Genomic DNA, 13295 nt, shown 5'->3' on the forward strand with positions numbered 1-13295 from the left:
CTCAATCCGAAAGCCCGAGGGAACCCTGACCACCACTCGTCACAGAGCCAGAAACACTACCAGACTGCCCCGGCAACTCCGATCGAGACTGTTCCTTCGGGTCGAAATCGATCACTGCGGTCTCGTCGTCCATCGCCCGGACTTCGATCCCACGCCATTCACCGTCGACACCAACAAGTGCTTCAGAATATCCCGTCCGATCGTTCCCTGGAACGGCCTCCTGGACGAAGCGCATCTGTGCGGAATTGAGTCCGAACTCGTTGGCCCACTCACGATCCATTCCATCGAGATGGTGGAACTGCTTGATCGCACACTGGTCGATGATTGCCTCCGACTCTGGATGCTGGAAGAACTCGTCGACAGTCTGCGTGACAAGCCGAATCGAGAGGTTGTGATGACGGTGATGCCGGAAGACAATCTCGAGATACTCGAGACTTGCTGCATCCTGCATGATATACCGCGCTTCGTCGATGACGAAGACGACCTCCTTGTCCGTCTCCTTCGCACGCTCGTAGACCAGCGAGATCAACAACTGCATGATCAAGCTCGTACTCCCACCGAGACTTCCCTCCTGTTGGGCGAGATCCAGATAGATCACCTTCTCATCGCGGATATCGAACGCCGTCTCCCGACCTAAGTTCTCGTAGCGACCACCCACGGCAAACGGCCGCAACTGATCGATGAGCCACGTCGCGTCCTCTCGAATCTTCGTCGTCTCTTCGTCCGTCCTGACGACGTACTCCGTGGGCGTCTCCACCATCTTCTCGAGGATGTCGAGCACGTCCCGCATCGTCGGACTCTCGTTGTGATGAGTCGCGATATCGTCGGTGATGCCATTCCTCGCATACGCCTTCTCGATCGCCGTCTCCAGCGTAGTCCGTCGATCCCCGAGTGAAATCCCACGGGTCGCAAAGTAGTTCGACAAGAAGCTCATCACGCTATCGAGCTTCTCCCGATACGGACTCGCGTCCTCACCCATCGCCTGCTGGACACGCTCGGGCGTGCGCTTGATCTCGAGCGGATTCAGTCCCATATCCCCACCAATCGTGATTCGCTCGCCACCGACCGCCTCAGCAACACCGGCCCAGTTGTTCAATGGCTCGAGGATGATCCCAATCCGATCCTCGCTCTGCTCGATCGACCGAACGAAATTCTGCTTCGAGCCGAACGATTTGCCAGAGCCAGGATCGCCGATCGTGAACATCGCATACCCATTTTCTCGAGCAAAGGGATCGATCACGACCGGACTCTGATTCTTCCAGTGGGTCCCGAACTCGACACCGCCGTCCTCGAGAATCGTCGCGTTATGCGGCGACGCAAGCAACGCACCGATAGCACCACCAAGCGCCGTCGCCTCTCGACCAAACGGATTCGGTCCCACCGGTGCCGCAGCCTGAATCGCGAGATCCTGCTTACAGATCGCCGTCTTCGGCGAGAGACCCGCTGGCTGTTCACGAAGCCGACTACGGATCGTCCGAACATCCTCACGCAACTCATCCCGGGAATCCGCACGGATCGTGATGAACATCCCCTGATCGAAGACCCGACTTCCGTTCTCGACGCTTTTGTACGTCGAGAGCGCCTCGTTCGCTCGTTCCTGTAGATAGCTCCCTCGAACGGTTCGCTCGAGGTCTGCATCAGCCTGGAGGTCGTCGGCAACATGCTGGAGTTCGTCTCGTGCTTGCTGCTGACTCTTCGGTGTGATGTGCACCGTCAGATCGAACTCGATATCTGTGAGCTCGAAGAGTTCCGTCAGATAGCCATCTTTCGGATAGTCGGGATAATCAGCAATGTAGAGTGTCGATGTCCAGTGATCTCCAACACGAGCAGTCCGCGTATCCCACTCGATCGCCGCCGGTGCGATAACGTGCTGGTGATGCTCTGCAATATCATCGAGGAGCTCGCCTTCACCAATGCCGTCGTCCACAGTGGTCTCCTCGAGGAGATCAACTAACTCGACTTCTTCAACCTCCTCCGCTCGCCAGTAGTCCCACGCAATCTTCACGAGAAGCGTGAGCAGCGCCGTTGCCCCAACAGAGAGAGCAAGCCCTGCTCGAGTCCCTGTATCTGGAAGCAAATTTTGCACCTGACCCACAACCGAAACAACCGAATCGATCACTGGTCGGCCCTCCGTTGATGATCGACCGCCGGATGGTCGCGAATCGCATCCGCACCATCGTCGTATTCGTGTTCCTCTCCGTTCCAGAAGTCCATCGAGAGAACGAACAACTCGACCGTCGTGAGCCGATGAGCAGACCACCCAGATACCTTCTGGATGAACTCCGTCTGGAGGCTATGACATCGATTTTCAAGCTTCTCGAACATGGCCGCTCGAATCTCTGCGTCAGTCATATCATTGCGCCGGGTCACGAACGGGTTGAACAGAAACCCGATCACCGGAAACGAGGTGAGTTTCTCTGCAGGAGAGCGCTCATCCTGATAGCGGTCATAGACCTCGAACGGATCGACTTCGACACCGATGAAATAGCGGATCTGCTGGGCTCCCTCGAGATCTCGCGGCCGTTGCTCGCGATATTCCTCGAGTAACCCTCTAAAAATCGGATTCTCCTCAACATCACTATCAGAGAGCCGCCCATCGATTCGCTCGATCAATCTCTCCACTGGGAACGAACGAGTCGTCGCATGGAACTTCAGCGTAAAATCGAGCTCTTTATTCGCGAACTCTTCGCCGAGTTGCTGGATCTGTGCCCAGTCACCGGACATCGCGAAGTCCATGTTCCCAGGATCGATCTCGAGATAGGCCTCCATCGCCCCATCCGAACGCTCGATCGCACCGGTACCAGGCCATGCACGCCTGATGTTCGTGAGATCCTGCGTTCGCTCGTCCGGTTTGAACGGCGTGTAACTCACGAGCCCACCATCAGTTCCAGACTCACCGGACTCGACTGCACTGTACGTGACTCGAGGTCGTTTGCAGTAGTAGCGATAGACGTCTCCCAACCACGTCGACGCGGGGAGATGATTCGGCGATGCATAGACGACTGCACCACCAGCCACGATTCCCAGGAGAACGAACGGTAAGATCGCCCCCTCGAGCCCAATCAACCCGCCCACGAGAAGTCCCGCGATCGGGAAGCCAAGGAGAACGTAAACGTCCCCCTCCTCGATATTCAGAATCGGGATGCGACTCTCTTCGCCCAGTTCGTCCATGATTCGCCGGCCAGCTGCACCGCTTTCTTGTGTCATTTGAAGTATCCCGGATCGTTCTCAGTGCGACGGTACGCCGGGGCATCGTCCCAGCCATACGCGTCTCCCACGACATTATCGTGGGCCGCTCGTTCTCCATTATCACCGCTCGAATCTCCAGATCCACCACTTTGGCGCATCTTCGACGCAGCAGAATAGCCAACAGCCGCCTTCGGGCCCCACATCGCAGTCGTCGTTGCAGCAGCGGGACCAGCAATCACACCAGCACCGACTACTGCACCTGCAGTGACGCCAGCCTTTGTCGTTGCACCCACGATCTTCGTCGTCATCGGACTGGCGTACTTGAACAGCTTCCAGACGATAACGATCGAAAGCAGTGGCAGCGTGACTGCAATGAGGTAGCTCAAAAACGCACTCTCTGGAATCAATGCCGACTCTGTCCCGTCACTGAAGAGCAGTTCATAGCCTTTGAACAGCAACGCCACTGGAATCGGCATGATCGCAAGTGGCACGAATTTCAAACAAACCGTTCTCGCGATGTGCGAGACGACAGGAAGGTTTCCGTAGGCCAACGCAAGCCCGATCGGCATGGCATAAACCAATATGTACAATATGATTTCGCGAAGGAAGAACAGCGCCTGCAGGGCCCACATCGCAACGGCACCAACGCCCGTGAGAAAGAGCGCAAGGATTGGATTCGTGATACTCAACGAGAGTAGACTCACCATCGCACTCGTCACGGCTGCAATGTCCGGAATCAGCGCAATCGTGAAGCCGTCGACCAGATAAAGCGCCAAAACCGCGACCCAGTACCAGGTTACGATCAAGAACCCGCCAGTCCACGCACTCCGCTTCGTCTTTCGTGTCTCGTATGCACTGCTGATATTGAAAATTCGAATCGCATGTCGACCCTGTACACACATCACCAGTAACAACAGGGAAACGAGCATGATCTCGCCGCTGACAAGGCTGCTGTGGATACTATCCCAGGGAGTATTCGACGGCTGGCCGAACACGAACGCACCGTCCGTTTCCGGCGTTGGTGTTCCAAACACCTGAGCAGTGATCGCAGCATACCCATCCGCCAACCCCTCTTGGAACCATTCAATGAGCTTGTCGATTGCGTCTTCGAACCACTTGATCCCGACATCGGAGAGCGACCACGAGGGCATTATGCAACCCTCTCGAGTTCGATCACACAGCCAGAGCCCTCGAGCTCAACCAGCTCACCGGCACTCTCGAAATCTACACTCGAGGCACGTACAACATACTCGAGTCTCCAAGCAAAATCCTCGAGAGCAGTACAACTCCAAACCAACAATCCGGTAGCACCCCTCCATCGAAGTGTTCGAAGAACAATACTTCCCCACACCGTTTCTAACCCGTTAGTCATATCTCATCTCTTAGTTTCAAGAAGTTCCCCAGTCGCTTCGCCGCATACAGCGCAATCACGAACGGAATCGCATACCGAACAACGTCCACCAGAAGCGTGAACCAGCCCGTCGGCGTCGCAAGCGGATGCCACGTTTCGGTCGCCGTATCACCGAGATACGACGGGCTATGTGATCGCCACGAGCCCGGATGATACTCCGCAGTGTAGATCCCTGGCTGGGAAACAGTGACTTCAGCAAGACCCTCAGAATTCGTCCGCACGCGCTGATCACCGATCGTGATATAGCCCTCACGAACATCGTGGCCGATCAGCCAGAATCGTGGACCATCGTATTGATTCTCGAGCATGATCGGCTCGTCAGTCGCTGTATCGCGAAGTTCGATCTCCAGGGTTACCGCCGTCGCGTTTGAATCGACGATCTCGAGCGATAGCTCACTCTCGCGAATCTCTCGTTCTGTCCCACCGTCAGGTTCGACAATATCTGCAGAGACGCCTCGAACGATCCCGTCCACAGCAACGGCATCCCGATCAACACCATCGTGACGAAGCGCGAGACCAGACGATCTCGTATAGGGCGCAGAAACCACGTCGACCTCGACGTTTTCGTGAAGTGAGGACTCCGGTGAGGTACTCTCTGTTCCCCACACCTCGAGGATCTCCGGCCCATCTCGAATCGGCTCCGCGCGTGGTCCTAACTCGGATGGGTACGCATGGACGTACACCGGCAGTGCATCGGAGGCAACGGTCTCTCGTCCCCCTCGAGTTGCATGCGTGAGTTCGTCCCAGCCGGTCTCTCGAGCGGTATAGTAGCGCCACACCCCACGGACCTTCGTCTCACCATCATCCGACAGCGTATATCCATGCCACGGCTGGGCCTGATAGATCGCAACGCCGCTGTCGCCGTTGGGGTACGAGGCATAGTAGATCGATGCTCGAAGATCGTAGACCTCGATGTCGAGATCCTCGGAGACAGTCACCTGGTCGGTGATCACTTCCGTCTCGTTGCCAACCTCCTGCTCGACTCGAGTACTGATGTCTGCCTCGAGCGTCAGCGTCGCCGACCCACCTCGATCAAACGCATACTCGAAGATCGGTGTATGCGTCCCACTCGTAGCGTCAACCAACTCCCCATCACGTAGCAGCCGGACGTCTTCGATCCCGTGATTTCGAATCGATGAGTTCCCATCAAGCCGGATGCGATAATCGACGAACCCACGGAGTTCACCCTCCGGAGCGATGTAGTGGACCGTCTCGTTCGCATCCAGATGCGTCCTCGTCGACGGATGGATCGCAAACGTCGTCACATGTGCGTCTGCGATAACTACGGAATCCGTACGCGACGCATGCGTGGGATAGATCGAGGTCTCTGCATCGCCTCCCTCGAGCGACTCATAGTCACCTGCTGTCCAGCGCTCGGCCGTATCGGGAGGCGCTTTGAACGTGATATCGGTGCAGTTGCCGAGTTCTTCCATCCCAGTTCGCGTTTCGCCGTATCGTCGCTCGTACTCGGCAGTGCTAATGCACTCATCCGGCGTTTTCGACCACAACGTCGCTGTCTCGTTTTCGTCCAGGCCGTGTTCGTCGCCCCTCTCGAGAGAACTGCTGGCACTGCCGATCTCGGTTCCACCAAGAACAACAGCGATACCGACGACTGTGAGTATGACCGCAACGCTGAGTTTTGGCCCCTTGAGTCCCATTAGGGCCTCTGCCTCGAGTCGGGCTGTTTACCGATCGGCATTACCACGGCACGAAATCCACACAGCCAGCTAACGGAAGACCCATCGTCGAGCCAACAACCGTATACAGCGGTCCAAGGACCACCAGAATAACCGTCGACCGCAACGCCGTTCGCTTGTGTGCTTTCAGGTCTTTCTTCTGCTCGGTGGTCGTCGTGAATATCTCAGCGAGCGAATCGGCTTGCCAGACGACAATTAAGCCGATAAGGCCGATCCCGGTCGAGATCTGGAAGAACCCGGAGATCATCTCGGGTAGTCCTTCGGCATCGCAAACGACACTCTCCTGTGCCAAGGCCGGCTCAACAGCAAGAACGGATAGCAATATGAGTGATCCAAGACCAGAGCGTGTTATTCGGCGTCGTACGTTTGAAGATTCATCTGTCTCGAGTGTTCGACTCGAAACTGGAATTTTTAGATTCATTTAGTGAATTTCAGACCTACTGAGAAATCTCGTGAGAACCAACAGATTGGTTCAGAAATTCATTCATTAGATCGTCAAATTCACTCGCCGATGATTGAGTATATATCTTGTGTATTATATTGGCTCGGAATTATAGTGCATGGATGAAGAACTGTTTTTGTATCGGCCATGAAAATATCTGTCTGAAACTGAGTCCACTTTGCTGTCATCGATCACCTGACCCCATCATCAGAAGTAGAGATAGTGGGTTATCGTGGGCAATCTAATATATGCGAGTGGGCTATGGTGAGCAATATGAAGATTAATGCAGACGAACTCCAGACCAACGAAACCGACGACAGGGGACGCATTTTCCTTGGTACAGAGTACGCGAACAAGCGCGTCACGGTTGCGGTCGTTAGCGTCGAGAACGACCACCCTGAAGAAGACAAATTAGCTGCGGCCTATCGAGATGCGTCGGAGAGTGCCACCGCTCTCTCCGAGGAGTGGGACAAAGCATCCAATGAAGCGTGGAACGGGCTCGATGGATGAGCGGGGGCTCGAGCGTCCGGCGCGGTGACGTCGTAATATCCCAACGCTGAGCAAATCAGAGATTTGTGAGGTACGCAATCTTTGATTCGCTTGATTCGGGAAACCTCGGTGTGAACGCCGAAGAGAACGTCATCTGTGCAATGTCTGAACGCGGTCTTCAATCCATTCAAGCACAGCGAAGAGGACATCCAGATGATGCTCAGATTCGATCAGGGAAGGCTCCACCACTGAGGATGCATCTGGGGGCGGATGAAAGTGTTCTCGAGGTTCCTTTGGCTTTGGATGGCGATCCCAGCGACACTGCCAGATCTCATCTTCACGCCTCTCGAGATAGTGGACTGTGTAGTCACCACCGACAAACCACCGAATATCAATCCGAACTTCATCCACAGCAGACGGGTACTGTGCTCCATCCAATTGAATCTCGAGAACACGGGGAGAAATTGTATCGGGCCGGAACTCCCAGCTCGAACTGAGCGGATGTGTTGCTGCGCGCTGTGCGAGTACCTCGAGTGTTGGGACATCCAGCGGCCCACTTGGGGCTTCGTCTCGCCCCGTCACGTCTTTGATTGTACTTGACCGTTGTTTGACGATTCGGATCGTTGAACGGCGCGTTTCAAGATTGTGATGTCCTGACGAATCGTCCGCCATTCTGTGAGGTCATTCCATCGGTCATGAATCATATCATGATCCTCGGCCGGGTCATCGGTGACGACAACAGCGTCCGGATCTGGAACATCGTATTTCTGCTGGAGTTCCTGATCTGTCTCGAGAAGATCCTCTAGCCGAGCACGAAGCTCACTCGAGCTGTGTTCACGCGCAAGTCTCTCAACACGCTTCCACTGGAAATACGACGGATTCCGCTGATATAGCGCTGGACGGGTTTCTGTTTGCTTTGCGATTCCCATCTCGACAAGTTGCTCGAGTGCTTGCCGAGCACCGTTCTCAGAGCACGCTGCCCACTCCGAGAACTGTTGTGCAGACACGGGCTCGGTCGTGCCAACGAGGACATCGTAGACACGCTGGAACGTCGTCCGATCCGCCTCCCACTGTTTCGTGGAATCGTTTGAAGTCCCTGTTCGATCTGGCATGGTACCATCTTCGATGAGGTAGCTCATATATCTTCTCTAAAGGTCAGATATATTCCTACCTGTAGTGCACTCAACTCGCGGTGAGCTGTGGCACTGTCAAGGATGCTTCCATCCTGTGGCGAGTCATCGCGTCCGGATAGCCGATAAACGCTCTCTCGCCACGGCTAAAGCGACTGACGATGTTCGCAGCCGCATTGATGTTCGTCTGATTTTCTAGCTCATCCACGAGAAGAGCAATCTAAATCACGATTTTACTAACGACGATTTTACTAATCATGATTTTGCTAATCGGCGTTTTGCCCGTAGAATTCTGCTCCGGTTCTTCGAACAGCACGTTTCAAGATCATAATGTCCTGACGAATCGTCCGCCATTCTGTGAGGTCGTCCCATCGGTCGTAAAGCATGTCATGATCTTCAGCTGGGTCATCACCAACAACGACAGCGTCCGGATTTGGAACACCGTATTTCTCTTGGAATTCCTGATCTGTCTCATGAAGATTCTCTAGCCGACCACGATGCTCACTCGGGCTATATTCCCGCACAAGCCTCTCGATGTGCTTCCACTGAAAATACGATGGATTCCGCTGATACAGTGCCGGATCGGTTTCTGTTTGCTCTGCGATTTCCATCTCAACGAGCTGCTCGAGTGCTTGCCGAGCACCGTTTTCAGCTAAAGCACACGAAATGTACTCTCATACTCAACCCACTGGTTTGCTTCCCTGCCTCAGTGAAGCACACGAAATGTACTCTCTCACTGCAGCGTGAAGCAATATTCAATGACAGTCTCTATAGCACCTCGAGCGTCAACCCGATTCTTTCCCCTTTCAGTCTATCGACGGAAAAGACAGTTCACTCACCCCTAACACGCGTTTATATAGGTCGAAACTATTCTCCGCGTATTGAGAGTCACAGTATCAGAAGCGTTCTCGAGGACGGTATCTCAGCGCTGGCTGCATCTAACTCTCCTTCTGACCAATGGCGACAGAGAAAGACACCACGCCGACTAGTGAAGAGACGACTGTACCATCCCAAAACTCGAATCCGACTCCTGATGAAGACCATCCCAGCGACTCGAGTACCCAGTCACACATCACAGACGTCGATTCCACGACGCCTACACCCACATCCCTCGAGTCACGAACGTATATCGAAATCCGGCCATCGACAAAGCCACTCAACCGTGCAGCGGTCTCACAGGCAACGACTATTCTTTACGAGAGCCTCTACAACCTCTCAAACTCGAGCACGTGGCCGTCCCTCCGAAAGAAAACCCAGCAACCGCTCATAGAGTGGCTGCTCGTTGCTGACGGACAATCAGATACGAGCATTCGGTACCTCGTCGGAACGACACACGATGCATTCCTTGACGAACTCGAGGCGATCCTTCGGACGGCGTTTCCAAATACGTACGAACTGACGCAAGTCGAGTGGCATCCACACCAGCTCCAACCATCTCGTACTCTCCCCACAGACAACAGTTCGATATCAGCCACCGCTGATACCCAAAATCAGCCACATACCGCTGGCGTCGAGTATCGCGGCTTAGCGAAAATCCGCCAAGACTGGCAAACCTCGCTCGCATCGTTCGATGAACTTACCAACCACTCTCGAAAGACGCAGCCAGAGAAACAGAAATCAAATTCCCGTCGTGTCCCACTGGCAACGCTCGTCGAAACGCTCTGTGACTCCGCAGTCCCCGTCGTGTACCAGGTGATCTGCAGTCCACTTGGCGATCAGCGAGTAGACGTAGAAGGATACCGCTATGATCTCGAGCGCGCCCTCGTCACACCAGCTGATCGACTTCTCAATTTCGTCTTCCCTCGATCGGAAGAGAAACTCGAGCCAAAAAACCTCGCTCGCACATATCGTGACCGTCTCACCGAGCTCGAAACGCGTGACCTCCGACGGACGTTTTGTCTCTCGGCTCGAGCAGTGGCACTTACAGACAGCACGAACCCACAACAAGCCGAGACAGTCGCTCGAAGACTCACAAACGTGTTCGGCCATCTCAGTGGTCCCTTTCACTCAATCCGCGGATACCTCATCACGGATACCGACCGCCATACGCCTGCAAGTCAACTCTTCGAGGACATCTGTCAACGAACCTATCCCGAACCAACATACGAAACGCTCGAAAGCCGTCTCCCATGGAAGTCACACGAGAGTGCTGGGATCGTCGTTGCACCAGATGAACTCCCCGGGTTCTGTCTGATCGACGGCGTCGGTCTCACACCATCCGGGCAACGAGCACTCGGCGCTCGACAATCCGAACGAACTGGTATTTCTCTGCCATCGCCGGATCACCTCGCACAATACACGGGACCCGGACAGGCGCTCTGCATGCCACTGACTGATGACCGTCAACCCTACCAAAACCCGTTCGTCCTTCCACCAACACTCCAGGACAGGCACCTCTTCGTCATCGGCGATACGGGCTCAGGGAAATCCGTCCTCACGACTAGCGCAATGCTGTCGAACGTCGAGGCCACAGATGGCCCCGAGATCCTCTTCGATTACAAAGGAGGGGGAACAGCCGAGGAGTACCTCCAAGCCCACTACACAGCATATGACGGCCTCGAGGACGTCAGCTACTTCGATCTCACCGAAATCCTACCCGCGCTGTCGATTTTCGATATCAGGCCGCTGCTCGATTCCGGCCTCTCACGAGAAGAAGCACGCTCGAGAATCGCAGGCCATTACGAAGAGATCCTCGCGGGGCTGATGGGCGAAGAACAGTACTATGGAGCGACGGAATCGACGAAGGCGATTCGCAATCACCTTCGAGCATTATACGACCCGATTCACGGTACCGATGCCGTTTCACACAAAGATCTTTACCGGGCGCTCCAGCGCACATTGAGCGATCGAACACCGCCACCGACTTCGGATGAACGACTCACCGAGTACTTCGCCGGATTGCTCGAGCGCGATCGAGACGTCTTCAACATGGTCCTCGGTGGTGCCGTGGCTCGAGTCGAAATAATCGCGACCGATGATCGACTTGCACCGCTGTTCGATCACGTCTATACTCCACCAGAATCAGACGAAAGCAACGAAAGTGACGAACACGAGACGATTGATGATTCGCCTCCCCACTTCGATTTCACAGATGTCATCGACGACGATACAGTCGTTATCTTCGATTTCGGTGGAATGGAAGAGCGAATCAAACGCGCACTGACCCTCGTCTTGCTCTCGAATCTGTGGATTGCGCTGAAAGCACGTTCAGAAGCCCAGAAAACGTCACACCAACAGCCGCCACGAGTCAACCTCTATCTCGAGGAGGCAAAAGACATCGCCGCGACACAACTGGTCGACACCCTCCTCTCGCAAGGGCGATCGTTCGGTCTCTCCCTCATGCTCGGCGTTCAATTCCCGGGGCAACTCGATTCTCCAGATCCATCGAATCACACCTACGAGGAAGCGCTCAACGAGATCGGGACGTTCGTCGTCGGTAACGTCAGCATCGAAGACGACCTTGCGAAGGCGCTCGCGACCGACGATGTTCCACCGAGAAACGTCGCTAGAAGACTTGCAGCAATTCGTCATGGTGAGTGGCTCGTCCGCCCTGCAGCCACATTTGGCTCACCTGCCCCACGGCCGTTTCTTGGCCGATCACTCCCCGCTCCCGATGGTCACCCGGCAAGTGAGACTCCGCTTGGCGACGAGCAGTATCAGGCCTTCAACACAGCATTCGAACTCACCGCACTCGAGACGTGGAACGAAGCCGGACTCAAATATGAAAGCAACCATCCAAGCACCGAGAGCGGATCGGGTGACGAGGACACAACGGAAGAAGCGTCACTCCGGGTTGACTCACTACTGCCACACACGAAGCGACTCCCCGAGTACGTGAGCTACGACGAATCGATACATGCCCTCTGTTGTGGATCATGTGAGAACCGCTACGATCCGACTATCGAAGGAATGAAGCGGTCGATTGAATGCTGTCGTTCACTCACAGAGGTCGAGCCTGATGATATCCCAGTCTGTGATATCAATCTCAAGCTCACAGCCGAAGAGCGAGATCTCTCTGACTGGAGTGACCGTCAATTGCTCTTCTTACAAACAGTGTACAACGCACAGCAGCTTCGGTATGATCCGCTCGAGTACGATCTCCTCCACGACTCGATGATCAGACTGCAGGAGTACGTCGGGATCGAAACCGACGAGATCGCCCCACTGCTCGAGGCCGACCTCCTCAGACACGATACGGATCATCCACATCGTCTCTACACTGTCTCGTCGGAAGGTCGGTCTACAATTGGTGAGAGCTATCGCAAAGGCGTCGATTACGGCCACGGAGTCGGTGATCTCGATGAATCCAGCGAACACATCCTTGGAGTCGAAGTCGCCCGGAAACATCTCGAAGAGGCGTACGCGGAGGATCCCCAGTCGGAGGTCACCGAAGTCATTCCGTATTACGAACTCGACGATCAACATCGACTCGATCTCGCAGGTGTGGATGCCGATGGCGAGATCATCGTCACAGCCGAGGTTGAACGTATCAACCACGACGTTCGACGTGCGGTACCCGCCGATTTCGACAAAATGGCCGCTTGCGAACCCGAAGCTGCAATCTGGGTCGTCATGAAACAGGCCGATGGCCACAAAATACTCTCCGCACTCAACGACCCGCTCGAGGGCCCGCCTCGGATCGAGAAAACGTATGCAAAGACCACGCCACCCCAACAGTTCCGGATCGATACGCCAGGGATGACGGCTGTTTATCCTGCAGAGTGGCTCCGAGATCGATCACCTGATCTCCCGTAGCCCGTGGGGCTGTTATTTTCTTCTGCGGCGTCTCTCTATCTTGATTCAGCAAGAGAATCCCGCCCTTCACGTGAGTGACGAGTGTTCCGACGCTCAGTCGGAACCGAGAAGCAAACAGGGCGGGAGTGAATCGCGTAAGCTCTGTTGGCGAGCGCGAGTCGACCGCTTTAGGGTCAAGCCCC

At 55.1% G+C, this 13295-nt stretch carries 11 protein-coding genes; 2 read left to right on the plus strand and 9 right to left on the minus strand.

The features are described 5' to 3' along the window. Position 1 precedes the first annotated feature (1 nt). The 5 genes from ACFR99_RS04570 to ACFR99_RS04590 form a co-directional block, all read right to left on the minus strand. On the minus strand, positions 2–2086 hold the full coding sequence (locus tag ACFR99_RS04570) for a VirB4 family type IV secretion system protein (protein WP_390285389.1): 2085 nt from the start codon (positions 2084–2086) through the stop codon (positions 2–4). A gap of 29 nt (positions 2087–2115) precedes the next feature. Continuing rightward, positions 2116–3207: a hypothetical protein gene (locus tag ACFR99_RS04575; RefSeq protein ID WP_390284794.1), complete on the minus strand. Its 1092-nt coding sequence runs from the start codon at positions 3205–3207 to the stop codon at positions 2116–2118. Further along, positions 3204–4340, minus strand: coding sequence for a hypothetical protein (locus ACFR99_RS04580; protein ID WP_390284796.1), 1137 nt, complete (start codon positions 4338–4340; stop codon positions 3204–3206). Before ACFR99_RS04580 ends, ACFR99_RS04575 begins: the two co-directional genes overlap by 4 nt. Before the next feature lie 217 nt (positions 4341–4557). Then, positions 4558–6258 (minus strand): DUF8186 domain-containing protein, encoded by a 1701-nt coding sequence (locus ACFR99_RS04585; protein ID WP_390284797.1) that lies wholly within the window; start codon positions 6256–6258, stop codon positions 4558–4560. A 40-nt stretch (positions 6259–6298) separates the two neighbouring features. Further along, the gene (locus ACFR99_RS04590; RefSeq protein WP_390284799.1) at positions 6299–6718 is read right to left on the minus strand and encodes a hypothetical protein; all 420 of its coding nucleotides are present in this window, start codon (positions 6716–6718) and stop codon (positions 6299–6301) included. Between the two features lie 294 nt (positions 6719–7012). Between ACFR99_RS04590 and ACFR99_RS04595 the strand changes: the two genes are divergently transcribed. Then, entirely contained in the window at positions 7013–7249 is a 237-nt protein-coding gene (locus ACFR99_RS04595) for a hypothetical protein (protein WP_390284801.1), read from the plus strand. A 129-nt stretch (positions 7250–7378) separates the two neighbouring features. On the opposite strand, the gene ACFR99_RS20340 is transcribed toward ACFR99_RS04595, so the two are convergent. The 4 genes from ACFR99_RS20340 to ACFR99_RS04610 all read right to left on the minus strand — a co-directional run bounded on the left by ACFR99_RS20340 (position 7379) and on the right by ACFR99_RS04610 (position 10347). Next, positions 7379–7900 carry a toxin-antitoxin system TumE family protein gene (locus ACFR99_RS20340; RefSeq protein ID WP_465260889.1) on the minus strand — a complete coding sequence of 174 codons (522 nt, stop codon included), beginning with the start codon at positions 7898–7900 and terminating at the stop codon, positions 7379–7381. Continuing rightward, complete coding sequence (locus ACFR99_RS04600) at positions 7807–8340, minus strand: DUF7342 family protein (RefSeq protein WP_390284803.1); 534 nt, start codon at positions 8338–8340, stop codon at positions 7807–7809. The genes ACFR99_RS20340 and ACFR99_RS04600 overlap by 94 nt, the downstream gene beginning before the upstream one ends. 284 nt (positions 8341–8624) lie before the next feature. After that, on the minus strand, positions 8625–9026 hold the full coding sequence (locus ACFR99_RS04605) for a DUF7342 family protein (RefSeq protein WP_465260893.1): 402 nt from the start codon (positions 9024–9026) through the stop codon (positions 8625–8627). Positions 9027–9975: 949 nt separating this feature from the next. Further along, positions 9976–10347: a hypothetical protein gene (locus ACFR99_RS04610; protein ID WP_390284807.1), complete on the minus strand. Its 372-nt coding sequence runs from the start codon at positions 10345–10347 to the stop codon at positions 9976–9978. Positions 10348–10680: 333 nt separating this feature from the next. Between ACFR99_RS04610 and ACFR99_RS04615 the strand changes: the two genes are divergently transcribed. Further along, a complete protein-coding gene (locus ACFR99_RS04615; protein ID WP_390284809.1) occupies positions 10681–13113 on the plus strand; it encodes an ATP-binding protein in 2433 nt (810 codons plus the stop codon). The last annotated feature ends 182 nt before the right edge of the window (positions 13114–13295 follow it).

It is taken from the genome of Haloarchaeobius amylolyticus, assembly GCF_042678045.1.
GTDB classification, from domain to species: Archaea; Halobacteriota; Halobacteria; order Halobacteriales; family Natrialbaceae; genus Natrinema; species Natrinema amylolyticus_A.

Bases quoted from the DNA above. Each gene is read 5' to 3' on its own strand.
- ACFR99_RS04575 (WP_390284794.1), bottom strand. From the start codon at position 3,207: ATGACACAAGAAAGCGGTGCAGCTGGCCGGCGAATCATGGACGAACTG.
- ACFR99_RS04580 (WP_390284796.1), bottom strand. From the start codon at position 4,340: ATGCCCTCGTGGTCGCTCTCCGATGTCGGGATCAAGTGGTTCGAAGAC.
- ACFR99_RS04585 (WP_390284797.1), bottom strand. From the start codon at position 6,258: ATGGGACTCAAGGGGCCAAAACTCAGCGTTGCGGTCATACTCACAGTC.
- ACFR99_RS04590 (WP_390284799.1), bottom strand. From the start codon at position 6,718: ATGAATCTAAAAATTCCAGTTTCGAGTCGAACACTCGAGACAGATGAA.
- ACFR99_RS04595 (WP_390284801.1), top strand. From the start codon at position 7,013: ATGAAGATTAATGCAGACGAACTCCAGACCAACGAAACCGACGACAGG.
- ACFR99_RS20340 (WP_465260889.1), bottom strand. From the start codon at position 7,900: ATGGCGGACGATTCGTCAGGACATCACAATCTTGAAACGCGCCGTTCA.
- ACFR99_RS04600 (WP_390284803.1), bottom strand. From the start codon at position 8,340: ATGCCAGATCGAACAGGGACTTCAAACGATTCCACGAAACAGTGGGAG.
- ACFR99_RS04610 (WP_390284807.1), bottom strand. From the start codon at position 10,347: ATGGCCGAACACGTTTGTGAGTCTTCGAGCGACTGTCTCGGCTTGTTG.
- ACFR99_RS04615 (WP_390284809.1), top strand. From the start codon at position 10,681: ATGCCACTGACTGATGACCGTCAACCCTACCAAAACCCGTTCGTCCTT.